This is a genomic window from Enterobacter cloacae complex sp. GYL001 (assembly GCF_049237125.1).
Taxonomy (GTDB): Bacteria; Pseudomonadota; Gammaproteobacteria; order Enterobacterales; family Enterobacteriaceae; genus Enterobacter; species Enterobacter hormaechei_C.
The window spans coordinates 17,440-38,685 of sequence record NZ_JBMKGW010000010.1 but is presented as its reverse complement, the minus strand read 5'-3'; the positions used below and the strand labels follow the sequence as shown (position 1 = coordinate 38,685).

At 50.1% G+C, this 21,246-nt stretch carries 14 protein-coding genes and 1 tRNA gene; 12 read left to right on the top strand and 3 right to left on the bottom strand.

Going from position 1 to position 21,246, the window contains the following annotated elements; genetic code table 11:
* Entirely contained in the window at window positions 1–1,611 is a 1,611-nt protein-coding gene (locus tag ACOTWU_RS16940) for a glycoside hydrolase family 43 protein (RefSeq protein WP_063624235.1), read from the top strand.
* A gap of 4 nt (window positions 1,612–1,615) precedes the next feature.
* On the opposite strand, the gene xynR is transcribed toward ACOTWU_RS16940, so the two are convergent.
* The 3 genes from xynR to argL all read right to left on the bottom strand — a co-directional run bounded on the left by xynR (window position 1,616) and on the right by argL (window position 3,657).
* Entirely contained in the window at window positions 1,616–2,374 is a 759-nt protein-coding gene (gene xynR, locus ACOTWU_RS16935) for a DNA-binding transcriptional repressor XynR (RefSeq protein ID WP_032670692.1), read from the bottom strand.
* A 213-nt stretch (window positions 2,375–2,587) separates the two neighbouring features.
* Complete coding sequence (gene argF / locus ACOTWU_RS16930; RefSeq protein WP_126498729.1) at window positions 2,588–3,592, bottom strand: ornithine carbamoyltransferase; 1,005 nt, start codon at window positions 3,590–3,592, stop codon at window positions 2,588–2,590.
* A complete protein-coding gene (gene argL, locus ACOTWU_RS16925) occupies window positions 3,562–3,657 on the bottom strand; it encodes a putative translational regulatory protein ArgL (RefSeq protein ID WP_213014347.1) in 96 nt (31 codons plus the stop codon). The genes argF and argL overlap by 31 nt, the downstream gene beginning before the upstream one ends.
* A 99-nt stretch (window positions 3,658–3,756) precedes the next feature.
* On the opposite strand from argL, the gene rraB reads away from it, so the two are divergent.
* The 11 genes from rraB (at window position 3,757) to ACOTWU_RS16870 (ending at window position 21,244) form a co-directional block, all read left to right on the top strand.
* Window positions 3,757–4,182, top strand: a complete 426-nt coding sequence (gene rraB, locus ACOTWU_RS16920) for a ribonuclease E inhibitor RraB (RefSeq protein ID WP_017694625.1) — start codon at window positions 3,757–3,759, stop codon at window positions 4,180–4,182.
* Window positions 4,183–4,228: 46 nt separating this feature from the next.
* Window positions 4,229–4,987: a tRNA isopentenyl-2-thiomethyl-A-37 hydroxylase MiaE gene (gene miaE, locus ACOTWU_RS16915; RefSeq protein ID WP_033487907.1), complete on the top strand. Its 759-nt coding sequence runs from the start codon at window positions 4,229–4,231 to the stop codon at window positions 4,985–4,987.
* Between the two features lie 30 nt (window positions 4,988–5,017).
* On the top strand, window positions 5,018–5,740 hold the full coding sequence (locus tag ACOTWU_RS16910) for a topoisomerase II (protein ID WP_126498728.1): 723 nt from the start codon (window positions 5,018–5,020) through the stop codon (window positions 5,738–5,740).
* 105 nt (window positions 5,741–5,845) lie between these two features.
* Window positions 5,846–5,930, top strand: a tRNA-Leu gene (locus ACOTWU_RS16905).
* Between the two features lie 198 nt (window positions 5,931–6,128).
* Complete coding sequence (locus ACOTWU_RS16900; RefSeq protein WP_164474336.1) at window positions 6,129–7,388, top strand: tyrosine-type recombinase/integrase; 1,260 nt, start codon at window positions 6,129–6,131, stop codon at window positions 7,386–7,388.
* A gap of 125 nt (window positions 7,389–7,513) precedes the next feature.
* The gene (locus ACOTWU_RS16895) at window positions 7,514–8,275 is read left to right on the top strand and encodes a hypothetical protein (protein ID WP_164474335.1); all 762 of its coding nucleotides are present in this window, start codon (window positions 7,514–7,516) and stop codon (window positions 8,273–8,275) included.
* A gap of 4 nt (window positions 8,276–8,279) precedes the next feature.
* Window positions 8,280–8,822 carry a BREX protein BrxB domain-containing protein gene (locus ACOTWU_RS16890; protein WP_045345931.1) on the top strand — a complete coding sequence of 181 codons (543 nt, stop codon included), beginning with the start codon at window positions 8,280–8,282 and terminating at the stop codon, window positions 8,820–8,822.
* A gap of 14 nt (window positions 8,823–8,836) precedes the next feature.
* Window positions 8,837–12,310: a BREX system P-loop protein BrxC gene (gene brxC / locus ACOTWU_RS16885; RefSeq protein WP_164474334.1), complete on the top strand. Its 3,474-nt coding sequence runs from the start codon at window positions 8,837–8,839 to the stop codon at window positions 12,308–12,310.
* A gap of 95 nt (window positions 12,311–12,405) precedes the next feature.
* The gene (locus tag ACOTWU_RS16880) at window positions 12,406–15,849 is read left to right on the top strand and encodes an Eco57I restriction-modification methylase domain-containing protein (protein ID WP_164474333.1); all 3,444 of its coding nucleotides are present in this window, start codon (window positions 12,406–12,408) and stop codon (window positions 15,847–15,849) included.
* A 131-nt stretch (window positions 15,850–15,980) separates the two neighbouring features.
* On the top strand, window positions 15,981–19,448 hold the full coding sequence (locus tag ACOTWU_RS16875) for an Eco57I restriction-modification methylase domain-containing protein (protein WP_164474332.1): 3,468 nt from the start codon (window positions 15,981–15,983) through the stop codon (window positions 19,446–19,448).
* Window positions 19,445–21,244: a DUF262 domain-containing protein gene (locus ACOTWU_RS16870; protein ID WP_164474331.1), complete on the top strand. Its 1,800-nt coding sequence runs from the start codon at window positions 19,445–19,447 to the stop codon at window positions 21,242–21,244. Before ACOTWU_RS16875 ends, ACOTWU_RS16870 begins: the two co-directional genes overlap by 4 nt.
* Window positions 21,245–21,246 lie beyond the last annotated feature (2 nt).

Sequence of the window (21,246 nt, the reverse complement as noted above, 5' to 3'; positions counted from 1 at the left end):
ATGGAAATCACTAACCCGATACTCACCGGCTTCAACCCGGACCCGTCCCTGTGCCGCCAGGGCGAGGACTACTACATCGCCACCTCGACCTTCGAGTGGTTCCCGGGCGTGCGCATCTATCACTCCCGCGACCTGAAAAACTGGTCGCTGGTCAGCACGCCGCTGGACCGTGTGTCGATGCTGGACATGAAGGGCAACCCGGACTCCGGCGGTATCTGGGCGCCGTGCCTGAGCTACGCCGACGGCAAATTCTGGCTGCTCTATACCGACGTGAAGATTGTCGATTCGCCGTGGAAAAATGGCCGCAACTTCCTCGTCACCGCGCCGTCCATTGAGGGGCCATGGAGCGAGCCGATCCCGATGGGCAACGGCGGGTTCGATCCGTCCCTGTTCCACGACGACGATGGCCGCAAATACTACCTCTACCGCCCGTGGGGGCCGCGCCATCACAGCAACCCGCACAACACCATCGTGATGCAGGAGTTTGACCCGCAGACCGGCACCCTCTCGCCGGAGCGCAAAACGCTGTTTACCGGCACGCCGCTCTGCTACACCGAAGGGGCGCATCTTTATCGCCACGCGGGATGGTACTACCTGATGGTTGCCGAAGGCGGCACCAGCTACGAGCACGCCGTCGTGGTGCTGCGTGCAAAAACCATCGACGGGCCGTACGAGCTTCACCCGGATGTGACGATGATGACCAGCTGGCACCTGCCGGAGAACCCGCTGCAAAAGAGCGGCCACGGCTCGCTGCTGCAAACCCACACCGGGGAGTGGTATATGGCCTACCTTACCAGCCGCCCGCTGCGCCTGCCCGGCGTGCCGCTGCTGGCCTCAGGCGGACGCGGTTACTGTCCGCTGGGGCGCGAGACCGGCATCGCCCGCATTGAATGGCGCGATGGCTGGCCGTACGTGGAGGGCGGTAAGCACGCGCAGCTGACCGTGAAAGGCCCGCAGGTGGCGGAGCAGCCCGCCGCCGTTCAGGGTAGCTGGCGGGATGATTTCGACGGCAGCACGCTTGACCCTGAATTGCAGACTCTGCGCATTCCGTTCGACGACACCCTCGGCTCGCTCACCGCGCGCCCCGGCTATTTACGGTTATACGGCAACGACTCGCTCAACTCGACCTTTACCCAGTCGACCGTGGCGCGCCGCTGGCAGCACTTCACCTTCCGGGCCGAGACGCGGATGCAGTTCTCGCCGGTGCACTTCCAGCAGAGCGCGGGGCTGACCTGCTACTACAACAGCAAAAACTGGAGCTACTGCTTTGTGGACTACGAGGAGGGGCAGGGCAGAACGATTAAGGTGATCCAGCTTGACCACAACGTGCCGTCATGGCCGCTGCACGAGCAGCCCATTCCCGTGCCGGAGAGTGCGGAGAGCGTCTGGCTAAGGGTGGATGTGGATGCGCTGGTCTACCGCTACAGCTACTCGTTCGACGGCGAGACGTGGCACACCGTGCCGGTGACGTATGAGGCGTGGAAGCTGTCGGATGACTATATCGGCGGGCGCGGCTTCTTCACCGGCGCGTTTGTGGGACTGCACTGCGAGGACATCAGCGGCGACGGCTGCCACGCTGACTTCGACTACTTCACCTACGAGCCGGTCTGACGGCTTAGGCCGGGTAGCCCAGCGCGCGTGAGAGCTGGAGCCCGGCCTGCTGAAGCTGCTCGCGGAAATCAGCCAGCTCGGCGTCGTCCACGCGGGAGGTCAGCGTCGACAGGCTCAGGGCGGCGATGACGCGGGACTCGTGGTTCCACACCGGCACCGCCACGCAGCGCACGCCCTGCTCGTTCTCTTCGCTATCCAGGGCGTAACCCTGCTCGCGGGTCTGCGCCAGGGCACTCATTAAGGCTTCGCGAGAGGCAAGGGTAGAAGGGGTATAGGTGGTGTACTGATAGCCCTCCAGCAGGGCGTTCAGCTCGGCCTCGCCCAGCCAGGCAATCAACACTTTGCCGATGGCGGTGGCGTGAACCGGCAGGCGGCGGCCGATGCGCGAATAGGCGATGGCGGCCAGCTTGCCTTCAATCTTCTCGATATAGACCCCTTCACGCCCGTCCAGGATCCCCAGATGGGTAGTCTGCCCGGTTCGCCGGGACAGCTCCGTCAGCCAGCCTTTCGCCTTCTGCCGAATATCCATCGAGCCCACGACAAAATGACCGCGCTCGACCAGCTTCATGCCGAGGCGATACTTACCGTTCTCCGGGTTCTGATCGATATAGCCGTGAAGCTGGAGGGTTTTCAGCAGCGAGTGGAGGGTACTCTTGCTCAGCCCCATCAGTTTGCTGATGTCGGTGATCTTAAGCTCGGTGGCCTGCTCGTTGAACAGGTCGAGGATCTGCAACGCACGTTCAACAGACTGAATAATCGGCATAATGCTGGTATGTCCACGCTGGAATTAAGGCGAAAACGTACCTTTTTCGGGGTGAAAAATCAATTGAGTAGAGCGGGTTGTGGGAGAAAGGGCATCAGCCGCATCGTCGCCTGATTTGCCCGGCGGCGCTGCGCTTGCACGGGCCTACGGGCTGGGTTTTCTCCCTCTCCCTGTGGGAGAGGGCCGGGGTGAGGGCACCAACGCGCAGAGGACTCAACCCCCAAGCGTCGCCACCATCACCGCCTTAATCGTATGCATCCGGTTTTCCGCCTGGTCAAACACGATGCTCGCCGCCGACTCAAACACCTCGTCCGTCACTTCCATCCCGCCGTGCAGATCGAACTCTTTCGCCATCTGCTTGCCGAGCGTGGTCTGGTCGTCATGGAACGCCGGCAGACAGTGCAGGAACTTCACGTTCGGGTTGCCGGTGAGCGCCATCATCTGCGCGTTCACCTGATACCCGCGCAGCAGCGCGATACGCTCCGCCCACTTCTCTTTGGCTTCGCCCATCGACACCCAGACGTCGGTATAGATAAAGTCCGCGCCCTTCACGCCCGCCGCCACGTCTTCCGTCAGGCTGATTTTCCCGCCGTGCTTCTCCGCCAGCGCGCTGCACTCTGCCACCAGGCTCTCTTCCGGCCAGCAGGCCTTCGGGGCCACCAGGCGTAGATCCAGCCCGGTCAGCGCCGCCGCTTCCAGCATCGAGTTGCCCATGTTGTTGCGCGCGTCGCCCGCGTAGACCAGCGTCATCTCGTTAAACGCCTTGCCCGGCAGGTGCTCCTGCATGGTCAGCAGATCCGCCAGCAGCTGCGTCGGGTGGAACTCGTTGGTCAGCCCGTTCCACACCGGCACGCCAGCATACTGCGCCAGCGTCTCGACGACTTCCTGGCCGTGGCCGCGGTACTGAATGCCGTCGTACATCCGCCCGAGCACCCGTGCGGTATCCTTAATTGACTCTTTATGCCCAATCTGGCTGCCGCTCGGCCCTAAATAGGTAACGCGCGCGCCCTGGTCAAATGCGGCAACTTCGAAAGAGCAACGTGTACGGGTCGAGTCTTTTTCGAAGATGAGCGCGATGTTTTTGCCAGTAAGCTTTTGTACTTCCTTGCCATTTTTTTTATCGGCTTTGAGCTGTGCGGCAAGGGTCAGCAGAGAAGTGAACTGTGCAGGGGTAAAGTCGAGCAATTTCAGAAAGTGTTTCTTGTACAGATCAGACATTTTATCCTCACATGGCGAACGCCACTTATTGAATTAAAATTCACTTTATATGTGTAATTATTCATTTGCAACCCCGTTTCACAAATCTTTCCAACAAAGGTGGAGGCAAACCCGTCCGTGTGTGAAAATAGAAGTATCTGCCGCACTTTAAAGAGGATTGAGCCATGGCAAACCCGGAATTACTGGAAGAGCAACGCGAAGAGACGCGTCTGATTATTGAAGAACTGCTGGAAGACGGTAGCGATCCGGACGCGCTGTACACCATCGAGCACCATTTCTCTGCGGACGACTTTGAAGCGCTGGAAAAAATGGCCGTGGAAGCCTTCAAGCTGGGTTACGAAGTGACCGAGCCGGAAGAGCTGGAAGTGGAAGAGGGTGACACCGTCATCTGCTGCGATATCCTGAGCGAAGGCGCGCTGAAGGCGGAGCTGATCGACGCGCAGGTAGAACAGCTGATGAACCTGGCCGAGAAGTTTGAAGTGGAATACGACGGCTGGGGAACCTACTTCGAAGATCCGAACGGTGAAGACGGCGAAGAAGGCGACGACGAAGATTACGTCGACGAAGACGACGACGGCGTGCGTCACTAAGCGTTCCAGGCGGTGGCCCGCGCCACCGCTTTTTCAAGGCAGAACCATGGATTACCCGCAGATACTCGCCCCCGTACTCAACTTCCTCCAGTGCCCGACCCCGCAAGCATGGATTGATAAAGCCCGCGACCCGGCGAACCTGCCGCTGCTGCTCACCGACCACATGGTGTGCGAGCTCAAGGCCGCCCAGACCGCGCTGCTGCTGGTGCGTAAATACGTCGCCGACGAAAGTGGTGCCGACGCGCTGCTCGACTGGCTCAAACCTTACGAACAGTTCACCTTTCGCGACGGCCCGGAGCCGGACTTCATCGCCCTGCACAAGCAGATTGGCAAAAGCGTGATGCCCAAAACCGACGACCCGTGGGGCCAGGCGCTCATCGACAGCATGGTGCTGCTGATTAAAGAGGAGCTGCACCATTTCTGGCAGGTGCGTGAGGCGATGCTGGCCCGTGATATTCCGTATGTCAAAATCACCGCCAGCCGCTACGCCAAAGGGATGCTGAAGGAAGTGCGCACCCACGAACCGCTGATGCTGATCGACAAGCTCATCTGCGGGGCCTACATCGAAGCCCGTTCCTGCGAACGCTTCGCCGCGCTGGCCCCGTTCCTCGACGATGACTTACAGAAGTTCTATCTCTCGCTGCTGCGCTCGGAAGCGCGCCATTATCAGGACTACCTGACGCTGGCCCAGCAGGTGAGCGACGACGATATCTCACCGCGCATACAGCTTTTTGGCGAAATTGAAGCCACACTTATCTCGACACCGGACCACGAGTTTCGCTTCCACAGCGGCGTGCCGGTGTAAACCGGCACAACTCAAGGATAAGGATGCGAGATGAAAAAAACGTGGATCAGTACGGTCGTTGTTATTGTCGCGGCCGCCGCCGTGGCGTTCTGGGTGTTCTTTGACAGGCAACGCGCTCCGGAAGCGCAGATTGATACCACCCTCAACGCGATGCCTGCCTGGCAGGTGATTAAGGAGCAGGAGCCCGCGCTGCATCAGCGCATCCTCGACCAGATGGCAGCCCTGCAAAAAGCGGGCGAGCCGGAGCAGCAGATTATCGACACCATCCAGCCGCAGATCCTGCATTTGCAGATGTCGCGCCTGCAAAACGCGCCGGACGCCAACGTGGTGAACTACATGACCATCAACATGGAGCAGACTGCCGCCATCCAGAAGGTGAGCGACGACGCCTGCTTCCGCTTCCTCTACCCGATGGTGAAGGGCGGCGTGAATCCGATGCGCATGCTGGATAAAGACCTGATGACGCGGCGCATGCAGGCCGACGCCGACATGATGCGCGCGGCCTACGGCAAAAACCGCCACACCGTGACGCAGGCCGAACGCGAGGCGGCTGTCGGGGATGTGCGGCCGATTATGAAGGCGCTTGCCGATAAGTACGGCGAGGATATCCAGCTGTTGCAGATGCCGGAGAAGGCAGTGGGCAAGGAGAAGCTCTCCTGCGACATGGTGCAGGACATGTGGGCGAAGGTGCTGGCGCTGCCGGAGCAGAAGGCGGCGAGGGTAATTAGGCTGGCGGTGTCTGAGCTGGACTGACGGTAGCGCTGGTTTTTTGGGCACTTAGCGCGGGTTTAGCGCGTCGTCGCTTGCATGGCGGCGCGCGACAGGTATAATCCACAACGTTTCCGCATCCCCTTCAGTGCCGAAGTGGCGAAATCGGTAGACGCAGTTGATTCAAAATCAACCGTAGAAATACGTGCCGGTTCGAGTCCGGCCTTCGGCACCATCGGAACATCAATAGACGTCAACGGACGTCTTTTTTTGTGCCTGAAATCCAGTATCCGCAAGGCTTTCCTCGCTTTTTCACTCAACCTAAGTCAACCTGATTCAATCTACATCAACTTACTGATGCGGGTACAACTGCGGGTATATCCCGGTTCGATAATGTTTGTACCCACACAGAACCCTTGAAAGGATACTCATCATGGCTCTGAGTGATGTGAAGGTTCGTTCGGCTAAACCTGAAGCAAAAGCCTATAAGCTTACTGACGGTGAAGGCATGGTGTTGCTGGTTCACCCTAACGGTTCCAAATACTGGCGGCTGCGTTATCGTTTTGGCGGTAAGGAGAAGATGTTGGCGATTGGGAAATACCCTGAAGTCTCGCTGGCGGATGCCAGGGCACGCAGGGAAGAGGCCCGTAAGCTATTAGCTAATGGCGTCGATCCCAGTGAAAACAAGAAAGCCGTTAAGGTAGAGCAGGAGCAAGAGGCGATAACTTTTGAAGTGGTTGCCAGAGACTGGCATGCCAGCAATCAAAAGTGGTCTGCATCGCATAGCGCTCGTGTATTGAAAAGCCTTGAAGATAATCTCTTTGCTGCCATTGGGAAGCGGAACATTGCAGAGCTTAAGACTCGGGATCTTCTTGTACCCATTAAAGCGGTGGAGTTGTCCGGGCGTCTCGAAGTTGCGGCTCGTTTGCAACAGCGAACTACCGCGATTATGCGGTTTGCCGTTCAGAGCGGCTTAATCGACTACAATCCTGCGCAAGAGATTGCCGGTGCGGTTGCTACGGCGAAAAGACAGCATCGTGCGGCTTTGGATCTTGAACGTATTCCTGAATTACTTCACCGCATCGATCACTACTCTGGCAGACCATTAACCCGACTGGCTGTCGAGCTCACGTTGTTAGTTTTCATCCGTTCAAGCGAACTACGTTTTGCTCGCTGGTCAGAAGTGGATTTTGAAACGGCCATGTGGACGATTCCAGGTGAGCGTGAACCGCTGGAAGGTGTTAAACATTCTCAGCGTGGTTCGAAGATGCGGACTCCACATCTTGTTCCTTTGTCGCGGCAGGCTCTGGCTATTTTGGAAAAGATCAAAAGCATGAATGGGAACCTTGACCTGATCTTCGTAGGAGATCACGATCCGCGTAAACCCATGAGTGAGAACACGGTGAACAAGGCTCTACGAGTGATGGGCTATGACACGAAAACGGAAGTCTGTGGGCATGGTTTCAGGACCATGGCTTGTAGTTCACTGATAGAATCGGGGTTGTGGTCGAGGGATGCAGTAGAACGGCAGATGAGCCATCAGGAACGTAACTCTGTGCGTGCGGCTTACATCCATAAGGCGGAACATCTTGGGGAGCGTAGGTTGATGTTACAGTGGTGGGCGGATTATCTGGATAGAAATCGTGAAAGTAGGGTTAGCCCATTCGACTTTGGTAACCATTTATTCAGTTAAATCAAGATAGTTGCAGATAATGGCTTTACATGTTTATGAACAATATACTTGAGTGCTAAAGCAGAACGAAAGCAGTTTTTTTATCAAAAATGGCTTTTAGTACTCGGATTTGAGGAGGTATCCTGATGAACCATGAGCAGTTAGTTCAGTATGGATTCAAGTTTGGAAAAAATGGACCTCATGCAGCGCGTTGCATGATGATCGAAGAATTGAAGATATTGCTCCAGGCACGGCCTGAGAACACCTTACAAGAAGAATATAGGGTAAGCATTGTGGATGACAATATTCTTCATAAACCCAGTTCTAGTGCCAGGAAACTAACTTATCGGCACATGGTTGGTCTTTATGGGATGTCTCCGCACATACCTTTGTTCAAATTTTTTCGTCAACTTTGGGAGCTATCTGAAGAAGCTCAGCCTCTACTCGCACTGCAATTGGCTATTGCAAGAGATCCACTACTTCGAGAATCTGTTGGGGTCATTACGGCACTTAAGCTTGGGCAAATCTTACCCAGAAGCGTTATGGAAGAACACCTAGCAAAAGACGATCCAGATCGATTTAGTCAGGCATCAATTCAGTCATTTGCTCGAAACATTAGTGGCACATGGACTCAATCAGGTTATCTTTCGGGTAAGGTTAAAAAACAACGTACTGACCCAAAAGTAACGTATGTGAACGTGGTTTTTGCTCTACTTCTTGGGTACTTCCAGGGGCTTTCAGGTAAACGTTTGTTTGATAGCTTTTGGATGAAACTATTACCAGTTGATGAAACAACTTTGTACGAGCTTGCATATAGAGCAACTTTGCGCGGCCTGATTAATTTCAAACAAGCCAGTGAGGTCGTTGAAGTGTCTTTTGCACCTCTGAATCTCCTAGTTAAGGAATAACGTGATGTCTGACAGATTGTCAAAATTACTGAAAAGTTTTTCCAGTCACATTAGTGTGCCATGGGGTAACAATATCTCAGCTGAAGAGAAAGCTATCTTTGTCGTATATGACAAAGAGGATGAGCTTAAGCTTCGTGCTCGCATGACTGAATTTGAGCATGCATGCATCGAAAGCGAGCACCCATGGCTGTTGTTGGACTTGACCAATGAGTTCCCCTACTGGATGGCCAGACAGGACTACAAAGAGGCTTATTTCGAAGATCCAGAGTATCTGGAAGGAAGCTATGACTATTTTGCTGAAGAGCTTGTGTCGAAACTCCATGAGCAGATTAATGCGCACCAAACACCTGAATCTGTAGTGGCTCTTATGGGATGTGGGACCATGTTCGGCTTTGTATCAGTCTCCGCTTTAGTTAAATCTTTAACGACTCAAGTACAGGGACGCTTGGTGGTATTTTTCCCCGGAGAATATCATGAGAATAACTACAAACTGCTCGATGCCAAAGATGGCTGGGGATATCAAGCCACTGCGATCACCATAGCTTAACTAGGTAAAGAAAAATGCTAAACCGCGAAATTTATAAACTTGACCCTCTGGAAAGCAAATTGGCCAACAACGGTGTGGCTGAGGTAAAAGATGATCTCTCCAAAGGGGCTCTTGAAACATTAGATTATGAGCTGCGGACGTTTGTCTGTAGCGGGGCTTATGCCAAAGGCATGGCTGATATTCTTAGCAACTACTTACGAAACGTTAAAAGTTCTGGTGAACAACCTGCAGTTTGGATTTCAGGCTTTTTCGGTTCTGGGAAATCGCATCTAGCTAAAATGCTCAGAACCCTTTGGGTGAATCAGAAAATGGAGAGCGGAGCAGATGCTCGCTCATTGGTTGAGTTACCCGATGATGTACGACAATATTTTGACGAACTTTCAACATTGGGAAGTCGACTGGGAGGACTTCATGCCGCGTCAGGAACTTTGGGGGCGGGAGCAGAAGACAAAGTTCGATTAGCCTTGTTGGCGATCATTTTCAAATCAGCTGGGTTGTCTGAGCAATATCATCTTGCCCAATTTGAACTTTGGTTAAGATCTGAAGGGGTGCTTGAGCAAGTAAAAGCTTACATCCAACAGCATGCCAAAGGTAAAGAAGGCGAAGACCTTTGGAAGAAAGAACTGCGCAATCTCCATGTTTCACCAGTCATGGCGAATGCGCTGTTACATGCTTTACCATCTCTTGGAAGTGATGCTAAAGAAGTACGAGATATGCTGCGTGCGCAATATAAAATTGTTGATGATGTATCAAATACGGAAATGGTTCAGTCGATTGTTGATGCATTGTCAAATGAAGGCGAAATGCCCTTAACTTTGGTTGTTCTTGACGAGGTTCAGCAGTATATCGCTGATGATCCAGATCGTGCTCATCTTGTGCAAGAGACCGTTGAAACATGCTGTAAAGCTGGTGCACTTAAGTCGAAATTGCTTTTCGTCGCCACAGGGCAAAGCGCCTTATCCGGGTTGCAAAACCTGCAACGCCTTATGGGGCGTTTCCAGATTTCTGTTCAGCTTGAGGATACTGATGTCGATGCGGTAATCCGGAAAGTTATTCTCCAGAAGAAAGAAACTGCCAGAGCTGAGATCGAATCCGTGGTACATCATAACCTCGGTGAGATTAATCGTCATATGAGTGGTTCTGTTATTGAAGCTCATAAAGACGATGAAAAATGGATGGTTGCAGACTATCCGTTACTGCCAGTGCGTCGTCGTTTCTGGGAGCGAGTCCTTCCTGCGCTGGATAAAACCGGAACCGGATCCCAACTACGAAATCAGTTACGTGTAGTGCATGAGGCCACAAAATCTACGGCGCTTAAACCGTTGGGTTCAGTTGTCCCTGCCGATTTTATCTATGAACAAATTGCAATCAACCTGCTACAAACGGGTGTTATTGGCAAAGAGATCTACGAAAAGATAGCTCGCTTCAAGGCTGGGGACGAAGATGAAGTCCTCCAGGGTAGAGTGCTTTCGTTGATACTACTCATTAGTAAACTACCAACAGATATCAATCACGGTATTGCCTCAACGGAAGCTTTCCTCGCTGATTTGCTTCTGGAACATTTAAGTGATGGTAAGCATGAACTGAGAGCAAAATTGCCACATTTAATTCAACAACTGGTTGATGACGGCGACTTACTGCCAATGAATACTAGTGCAGGTGTTGAATACAGGTTGCAAACGCTTGAAAGCCAGCAGTGGCATGATACTTTCAAACAACAACAAAATGATCTACGCGGTAACCCACAGCGTTTAGAAACGTTCCGCAGCCTCGAAATAAAAAACCGTGTTAACACTGCCCTAGGGTTTGGTAGCGTGAATCAAGGGGTCAGTAACGAACCCCGTAAGATCACCGTGTGTTTCGATCAGGATCTTCCTGCCGATGCTAAAAAAAATCTCTATGCTCATGTACTTGAATGTAAAGAAAAAGTTTTCGAGGATGCAGTGCGTAGTGCGAACCCTGATGACGCCACTATTTTCATTCATGTTCCATCCATTCGCCGTAATGAGCTACTGAGCGCAATTGTCGATTTTAAAGCGGCGGAAACAACTCTGGAAGTGAGTGGGATACCCTCTACGGATGCGGGTAAAGACGCTCGCGCTGCAATGGAGCACCGGAAGTATGAAGCTGAGCGCACCAAGAAACTGATTCTTAAAGAAATTATTGATGGTATCCAGGTACAAATGGCTGGTGGGAGCGAAGTACTTGGCGACACGCTAGTTGAGCAGTTCCAGAATGCAGGTAAGAAAGCATGTGAACGGCTCTATACAGAGTTTAAGCAAGCAGATCAAAGAGGTTGGGATAAGGTATTTGAGCGTGCAAGTAAATTCGCTGATGCCAATGCTCTGGAAGCTGTAGGCCATAATGATGAAGTGGAAAAGCACCCTGTCTGTGTCGCCATTAAACGCTATATCGGTGTTGCAAAAACTGGGGGAGAGATACGAGAAAACTTTATGTCTGCTCCTTTCGGCTGGCCGAAAGATACCGTTGACGGCGCTCTTTTTACCATGTTGGCTGCTGGTGTATTGAAAGCAAGCGACTCTCAGGAAAAATCAGTCGATGCGAAAAGTTTGGAGCGCAGCAAAGTCTCTCAAACCAACTTTCGGCCTGAAACCGTTAGCTTGACGCCGCGACAGTTGGCGGGCATTAGAAGTTTGATCCATGCGCTTGGTTTGAACTGTACCAATGGTGAAGAACAATCCAAATTAAGAGATGCGATAGAAACTGCTAAGCAATTGGCTCGTAAAGCGGGAGGCGACGCTCCACTACCATTACCACCAAAAGCAGAATTACTTGTTGAAGTTGAGAGACTTTCTGGTAATGAACAGCTAATGGCTGCCTTCGAACGACATCGCGATATTATCGATGAAGTGGAGCGTTGGAAAGGGCTTGCTGAAAAAGTGTTCGTCAGACAAGCTCGCTGGGGCGAACTAAAATCGGCGCTTAAGTATTGCCAAAATTTAGTTGGTTTTGACGAGCTCATGAACGAGGTGCATGCGATTGAGCAAAACCGAAGTCTGTTAGCCGATCCTGATCCAGTACAGCCGTTGCTGAAGCAGGTAATTGAAAGAATTCGCGTTGCGATTTTGAAAAAGTACGAAGATTTTCAAACTGAATATAACGAATGTCTAAAGGAATTGCATGAAGATGCAATCTGGAGCCAGCTTTCTACAGAGCAGCAGGAGCAATTGCTGACAAAGCATCATCTGGACAACCTGGAAATGTCACCATTATCTGATAACGACAGAGTACTCGATTGTATTGAAAATACCTCGTTAGAACAGTGGAGTGATAAAACCTCTGCTTTGGCAGGCCGTTTTAGCCGTATGCGGCAGGATGCGGTTGATATGTTGGTGCCTAAAGCAAAAATCGTACTTTTACCAAAATCAGTCATTGAAACAGAGGCTGAACTCGATTCCTGGTTGGCAAAAGTTAGACAAGAAGTTATGTCCGCTTTAGCTGAAAATCGTCCTGCATCGTTGAAATAACCTCTCATCACTCCTGAAGTTCAGACAACCTTGTCTGGGCTTCAGGTGCGAGTCTATATGCAAAATTAAAAGTAACCTCAATTTAAGAGTACTACATGCGACAGTCACTGGATAAAACGCTTAGAAATCAGCTGGAAAAAGTTGTTGTCAGGGCCCGAGAACTGATAGAAAAAGCTGCATCAGAAGCATTAATACGTTTAGGAGTGGAAACCGCGGACGCTCCGGCATACCTGAATGATAATGAGCGTAAGCTGCGTAATCGCCTGCGTGCCCATGCCCGCCAGTTGGGGGACAAGCTGCAGGCCAATGGTGTGCAGGGAACTGAACGCCTGCGGGCGGAGGTCAGTTATGAGCACTGGCATCGTATGTTGTTTGCCCGCTTTTTGGAGCAAAACAATCTGCTGATGCTGGATAAATATCTTGCTGTCACGTTGAGCGACTGTCAGGAATACGCTGAAGAAGAAGGTTGTAAAGATGGCTGGGAACTGGCCGGCAAGCTTGCTCAGAGAATGCTGCCTCAGGTATTTAGGGTCGATTCCCCCATATTTGAGCTGCAAATTCCCATCGACCGCATTCGTGAATTAGAGGATTTGATTCTGACACTTCCTGGTGTGGTATTTCAGGCACAAGATAGCCTGGGATGGTGTTACCAGTTCTGGCAAAGCAAACGTAAAGACGAAGTAAATGCGGCGGGTATTCCGATTGGTGCGGATGAGTTAAGCCCGGTCACACAGCTGTTTACCGAACCTTATATGGTGAGTTTCCTGCTGGATAACAGCCTGGGAGCGTGGTGGGCGAAAAAACAGCTGACGGATGCGGATTTACGCTCGGCCAGTGATGAGAAAACCTTGCGTCAGGCTGCCGCTATCGAGGGTGTGCCGCTGGAATATCTGCGTTTTGTTAAAACCAGCGATGAGCAGGGTGAGTTGTGGCAAGCTGCCGGTGGCTGGTTTGATGGCTGGCCACAGGAAGTTCGTGCACTGAAAGCGCTGGATCCGTGCTGTGGTTCAGGGCATTTTCTGGTTGCATTATTCCTGATGCTGGTGCCAATGCGTATGCAGCTTGAAGGACTTGATGCCAGAAGCGCTGTAGATAAGGTGCTTGCTGATAACCTTTATGGCCTTGAACTAGACAGCCGTTGTGTGGAGATTGCAGCCTTTGCTCTGGCGCTGGAGGCCTGGCGTTATCCCAATGCCGGTGGTTATCGTACCCTGCCTGCACTAAATATTGCCTGCTCAGGGCTGGATGTCAGCGCAGCTACCCAGGAATGGCTGGCGCTTGCTAAACACAATCCGGATATCAGCGAGGCACTTAATTGGTTTACCCGAACCTTCAAAGATGCCCCGGTGCTGGGCAGCCTGATTGACGTCAATACGGCTTATTACGAAGGAAAAACTGAAGGCAAAGATTCCCCCTGGCAGGTTCTCCTGGATGCGAAAGCTGCAACCGACGATGAAGCAAAAACAGCCGAGGTGACCGCTCAGGGTCTGGCAGTAGCAGCTAAATTGTTGTCTGAAAGTTATCATCTGGTAGCAACCAATGTGCCTTATCTGGCCCGTGGCAAGCAGTGCGATGTACTGCGTGGCTTCAGTGATAGTCATTTCACGGAAGCAAAGGCCGACCTGGCGACAGTGTTCCTGGAACGGTGTATTAATTTCTGTCCAACTGGCGGCACTTCAACAGTCGTCTTACCGCAAAACTGGCTTTTCCTGACGAGTTATAAGAAGTTTCGTGAAAAGCTGCTGACGGAAGATACTTGGAATCTGGTAGCGCGTTTAGGGGCAAGAGCGTTTGAAACTATTTCCGGTGAAGTGGTTCAGGCGATTTTGATCACTCTTACTAAGGGTATTGCGCCTCAAGGCTCATTACTGCATGGAGTTGATGTATCTGCAGCTAAAACCGCTACGGAGAAAGCCGAGAAATTGTTGGTTGAGCCGTTGAAGAGTGTTGAACAAATTAAGTTATTGAATAATCCCGATATGCAGATAACTTTAGATATTCAAAATTTTTCCTCATTAGTCAATACTTATGCAATCCCATATAAAGGGTTAGGTACAGGGGATGACCCAAGATATAGAAAAAAATTTTGGGAAGTGTTTAATACATCAAATAATTGGATCCTTTATCGCTCAGCACCAGAAAAAAGAAATACCTGGGGAAACGGCTCATCTGATCTTTTGAAGTGGGATGGGGGAGCTGGTGAGCTGAGTAAAAGCCCTACGGCATACCTCAGAAACGTTGAACAATGGGAGAGTGCAGGAATATTGTTTGGTATGATGGCAGACCTGCCATGCACTATTTATAGTGGTAGTGCGTGGGATACTACGTGTTGTGCCGTAATACCTAAGAAAGAAGCTTACTTCCTTCCGCTTTATTGTTTCGCAATTAGCGAACAGTTTACATACCAATTAAGGTTATTTAATCAAAAAGTTAGTGTTGAGGTTAACCACTTTGGGCAGGTGCCAGTCGATATTGAATACTGGCGCAAGGTAGCCGATGAAAAATATCCTAACGGGCTTCCTAAGCCCTACACTAACGAGCCTACACAATGGATCTTCCATGGCCATCCCTGCGGCTCTGTTATCTGGGATGAAGAAAAAAAATGGACTGCTATCGCTGATAAGCGAACTGATGAGACAGTACTACAAGTTGCGGTCGCTCGCCTTTTGGGGTACCGGTGGCCAGCAGAGCTGGATGACAAAATGGAACTGGCTGATGAGATGCTTCACTGGCTTGGTAAATCTGATGAATTGCTTAAACTCGTGGATGATGATGGCATAGTCTGCCTGCCAGCACTTCGTGGTGAAAAAGCCGCGGCTTCTCGTCTGGAAGCCATGCTTCAGGCTGCCTATGAAGAGGGCTGGTCCTCCAGTGTGCTCAGTGAGCTGCTTGCCAGTGTTGGCAGTAAGAGCCTTGAAACCTGGCTGCGGGATAAATTCTTTGAACAACATTGCAAACTCTTCCAGCACCGCCCGTTTATCTGGCAAATCTGGGATGGTCTTAAAGATGGATTCTCAGTACTGGTTAACTACCATAAGCTCAATTACCAGGGTTTAGAACGCCTGATTTATACCTATCTTGGGGACTGGATCCGTACTCAGGAGCATGGTTTCAAAGAAGGCATTGATGGTGCGGAAAGTCGTTTGATGGCGGCTAAAAACCTCAAAGACTCGCTGGAAGCCATCCTTAAAGGAGATGCCATCACCGGCAAGAGTGGTCTCGACATTTTTGTGCGCTGGAAACCGTTACACGAACAGCCTATGGGCTGGAACCCGGATTTAAATGATGGTGTGCGCCTTAATATTCGTCCGTTTATGCAGGCACCGGATGTGGATAAGAAGGGGGCCGGTGTTTTACGCACTAAGCCCAATATTAAGTGGGGTAAAGACCGTGGCAACGACGTTGAATCGGCCCCCTGGTATTATCTGGGCCTGCAGTATGGTGAAAAAGAGGGGGCACGTATCAATGACCACCATATCAGTCTTGTAGATAAGCAAGCTGCCAGAGACGAATATGAAAATAAGGAAAATCACGGATGATTAAATCAGTATTCAACTATCTGGTGTCAACCTTGTTGGATAGTAAAGCCGGGGTTGTATATGCCATCCTCGGATCCATGATCTGAACCGAAATGCATTATTAATAATAAAACTTCATTTAAGAGTACTACATGCGACAGTCACTGGATAAAACGCTTAGAAATCAGCTGGAAAAAGTTGTTGTCAGGGCCCGAGAACTGATAGAAAAAGCTGCATCAGAAGCATTAATACGTTTAGGGGTAGAAACGGCGGAAGCTCCGGCATACCTAAATGATAATGAGCGAAAACTGCGTAATCGCCTGCGTGCCCATGCCCGTCAGTTGGGGGACAAGCTGCAGGCTAATGGTGTGCAGAGTATTGAACACCTGCGAGCAGAAGTCAGTTATGAGCACTGGCATCGTATGTTATTTGCCCGCTTTTTGGAGCAAAACAATCTGCTGATGCTGGATAAATATCTTGCTGTAACGCTGGCAGACTGCCAGGAATATGCCCAAGAAGAAAGTTGCAAAGATGGCTGGGAACTGGCTGGGAAGTTAGCTCAGAAAATGTTACCCCAGGTATTTCGAATTGACTCTCCTGTGTTTGAGCTGCAGATCCCTGTCGACCACATCCGCGAGTTAGAAGATTTAATTCTGACCCTGCCAGGAGACGTATTTCAGGCACAGGACAGCCTGGGGTGGTGTTACCAGTTCTGGCAAAGCAAACGTAAAAAGGAAGTAAATGCGGCGGGTATTCCGATTGGTGCGGATGAGTTAAGTCCGGTCACACAGCTGTTTACCGAACCTTATATGGTGAGTTTCCTGCTGGATAACAGCCTGGGTGCCTGGTGGGCGAAAAAACAGCTGACGGATGCGGATTTACGCTCGGCCAGTGATGAGAAAACCTTGCGTCAGGCTGCCGCTATCGAGGGTGTGCCGCTGAAATATCTGCGTTTTGTTAAAACCAGCGATGAGCAGGGCGAGTTGTGGCAAGCCGCCGGCGGCTGGTTTGATGGCTGGCCGCAGGAAATCAGCTCCCTGAAGACTCTGGACCCGTGCTGTGGTTCAGGGCATTTTCTGGTTGCATTATTCCTGATGCTGGTGCCAATGCGTATGCAGCTTGAAGGGCTTGATGCCAAAACCGCTGTAGATAAGGTATTTTCTGAGAATCTACATGGTCTTGAGCTTGACAGCCGTTGTGTGGAGATTGCAGCCTTTGCACTGGCGCTGGAGGCCTGGCGCTATCCGGGAGCTGGCGGCTATCGTAGTCTGCCAGCCCTGAATATTGCCTGCTCCGGGCTGGATGTCAGCGCTGCCACTCAGGAATGGCAGGCCCTGGCTAAACACAATCCAGATATTAGTGAGGCCCTCAAATGGTTCACTCGAACCTTCGAAGACGCCCCCGTACTGGGCAGCCTGATTGACGTCAACACGGCATATTACGAAGGAAAAGCTGAAGGCAAGTCTGCGCCTTGGCAGGTACTCCTGGATGCGAAAGCTGTTGTAACCGACGATGAAGCAAAAACAGCCCAGGTGGCCGCCCAGGGGCTGGCAGTGGCTGCTAAATTACTGTCTGAAAGTTATAATCTGGTAGTGACAAACGTACCTTATCTGGCACGTGGTAAGCAGTGTGAGGCGTTGAAAGATTTTTGTGAAAACTATTTTCCGGAAGCAAAAGCCGACCTGGCAACGGTATTCCTGGAGCGTGGTATGGATTTCAGTCCAATTGGCGGCACTTCAACAATCGTTTTACCGCAAAACTGGCTTTTCCTGACCAGCTATACTGACTTCCGTAAAAAGCTGCTAATTCATGAAAACTGGAACTTAGTAACTCGTTTGGGAGAGAAAGGTTTTGACTCTTCGGCTGCAGCAGGCGCATTTGTTGCGATGGTAATTCTTACTAAAGGTAAAGCACCTAATGGAGCGTTATTAAGGTATCAAGATATCTCGGCACCTAAAACCGCTACAGAAAAAGCTTCGCAATTATTGATAGAGCCGTTAAGAGAGCTTGTTCAGACTAAGCAGTTGGATAATCCAGATTTTAGAATTGGATTTGTTGAGAAAAGTTCAGAAAAACACATATCTGAAATAGCTGAGTGTTATCAAGGTTTGGTGACTGGCGATATTGAACGCTTTACTAAAAAACTATGGGAAATATCTTCTGGTAATAATGATTGGCTACCATTTCGTAGGAGCAATAACACAGGTGAGTATTACGGTGATGTTTCAGAGGCTATTTTTTGGCAAAATGGCCAAGGTCAACTTAGCAAGTATGCGGCATTAACCAGAAGTCAACTGCATGACATGCATGAAAGTGGTAATCGTGCATGGGGTAAATATGGAATCGCTATTAATAGAATGCGTGATCTCAAAGTAGTTGCGTACTGCGGGGAGCATTTTGATAATAACGTTGCAGTAGTATATCCAACTGACAAACATGAATTGGTTTCATTGTTAACATTTTTTTCATCAGATGATTTTGCAATCTCAATAAGGGAATTAGATCAAGCGCTAAAAGTAACTAATAAAACTTTACTCAAAGTGCCATTCGATTCTTGCTACTGGAATAAGCTGGCCAAAGAGAAATACCCTAACGGTCTTCCTAAGCCATATACCAATGATCCTACCCAGTGGATTTTCCATGGACACCCTTGCGGTTCAGTTGCTTGGAACGAAGGGAAAAAATGGACCGTAATTGCAGATAAGCGTACCGATGAAACCGTTCTACAAGTTGCGGTTGCTCGTTTGCTTGGTTACCGATGGCCAGCGGAGCTGGATGAGAAAATGGAGCTGGCTGATGAGATGCTTTACTGGCTTGGCAAATCTGATGATTTACTCAAATTAGTAGATGATGACGGCATTGTCTGCCTGCCTGCACTTCGCGGAGAAAAAGCCGCGGCTTCTCGCCTGGAAGGCATGCTGCAGGCTGCCTACGAAGAGGACTGGTCATCCAGTGTTCTCAGTGATCTGCTTGCCAGTGTTGGTAGTAAGAGCCTTGAAACTTGGTTGCGGGATAAATTCTTTGAACAACATTGCAAACTTTTCCAGCACCGCCCGTTTATCTGGCAAATCTGGGATGGTCTTAAAGATGGATTCTCAGTACTGGTCAACTACCATAAGCTCAATTACCAGGGTTTAGAACGCCTGATTTATACCTATCTTGGGGACTGGATCCGTACTCAGGAGCATGGTTTCAAAGAAGGCATTGATGGTGCGGAAAGTCGTTTGATGGCGGCTAAAAACCTCAAAGACTCGCTGGAAGCCATCCTTAAAGGAGATGCCATCACCGGCAAGAGTGGTCTCGACATTTTTGTGCGCTGGAAACCGTTACACGAACAGCCTATGGGCTGGAACCCGGATTTAAATGATGGTGTGCGCCTTAATATTCGTCCGTTTATGCAGGCACCGGATGTGGATAAGAAGGGGGCCGGTGTTTTACGCACTAAGCCCAATATTAAGTGGGGTAAAGATCGCGGCAACGACGTTGAATCGGCCCCCTGGTATTATCTGGGCCTGCAGTATGGTGAAAAAGAGGGGGCGCGTATCAATGACCACCATATCAGTCTTGCAGATAAACAAGCTGTCAGAGACGAACATGCAAATAAGGAAAATCACGGATGATTAAATCAGTATTTAACTATCCGGTGTCAACCTTGTTGGATATTGAAGCCGGGGTGGTGTATGCCATCCCACGCTACCAACGGGAATACACCTGGGGTAAATGGCAATGGGATGCTTTGTTTGAAGATCTGTTAGAAAACGACCTTAATTACTATTTGGGGTCGATTATCTGTATCAATCAAAGTACAGACACGCTGGCTCTGCAGCAGTTAGAGTTAGTGGATGGCCAACAGCGAATGACCACATTGTCATTATTGTTAGCTGCCATTTATGCAAGCTACAACCAGTTAGGCATTGAACTTGAGATGGAACAGCAGATAGAGCTGTATAACCTGAAGCATAAATTGGTGCTAAAAAAGAATGCGGACCAGCCCCGGTTAGTACCTCAGGTGCAAAATGCCAACCAGCAGGATTACCTGGCGGTGTTGAAAGAGGCAGGTATTCTTAAAGAGGCTGAGTGGGTTTCCAATGCAGGTAATCGTCGGGTATTTCGTGCCTATCGACATTTTTTAATGCGTATTGAACAGTATGTCAGTGAGAGCGAAACCCCATTGCAGGCACTGAATGCGCTACTTGATAAAGTCAATGCATCTACTCTGGTAAAAATAGAGGTGGCAAGTCATTCAGATGCTTACACCCTGTTTGAGTCACTTAACAATCGTGGTGTGCCTCTTACCGCGATTGATTTAATGAAAAACAAGCTACTGGCGAAGATCGAACAGATTGAGCCGGGCAGTATTGATAAGTCTTTTATCAGCTGGACCAAAGTGATGGAAGCCCTGGGGGATGATTATGGGGTACAAGAGCGTTTTTTCCGTCAGTACTACAATGCGTTCAAGCCTGAGTTAAAAGATATCGTCAATGTACCAGTAGCGACGAAATCTAATCTTATTCAAATTTTCGAAAAATTGATTGCTCATGATCCGCATCAATTCCTACAAGCTATGCGTAGTCATTCTGACTGGTATGCGCAGATTGTAGGGAATTGCGAAGTTCCGGATGAACCTAAACTAACAAAACTGCTTAAAAGTCTGGATAGAATTCAAGGAGCTCCTTCTTATCTCTTATTGCTAATGTTGTTTGCCAGACGACAGAACTTAGCATTGAGCATTGAGCATATTGAAAAAGTGGTCACTTTGCTGATCAACTTCTTTGTCCGTAGGAACACTACTGATGTGCCTGCTACTCGGGATTTAAACCGCATATTTATGGAGTTAACTGAAATTCTGCAAAGCTGCCACGGTGAGCAGGTTGTCAGTGCTATTGCTAATACCCTAGGGGCTGTCAGTACCTCTGATGAGCATTTCCGCCAAGCACTTAGTGGCGGTCTATACGAAGAAAATAGCTGGGTCTGCCGCTTTATCCTGTGTGCTCTTGAAGAAAGCATGATGACCAAGGAGAACCAAGTAGACCTATGGGCAGTGGAAGGCAAGCAATATGTGTGGACCATTGAGCATGTTTTCCCACAAGGATTAAACATCCCTAATTCTTGGGTAGATATGATAGCGGATGGCGATAAAACGTTGGCGGAGCAATATCGTCAAAGCCATGTGCACAAACTTGGTAACTTGACTATTTCGGGATACAACAGTTCTTTAGGGAATAAGAGTTTTTTGGAAAAACGTGATCGTACGACCCGGGATAAACGTCCTGTAGGCTACAACAATGGTTTGTATCTAAACCAGGAGCTGGCTGTTGCTGATAATTGGTCAATAGCGCAAATTGAGCAAAGAACAGCCGCGATGGTAGATAAGGCTATTACTCTGTTTAGTTTACCGGGTGTCGTCGGGAGATAACG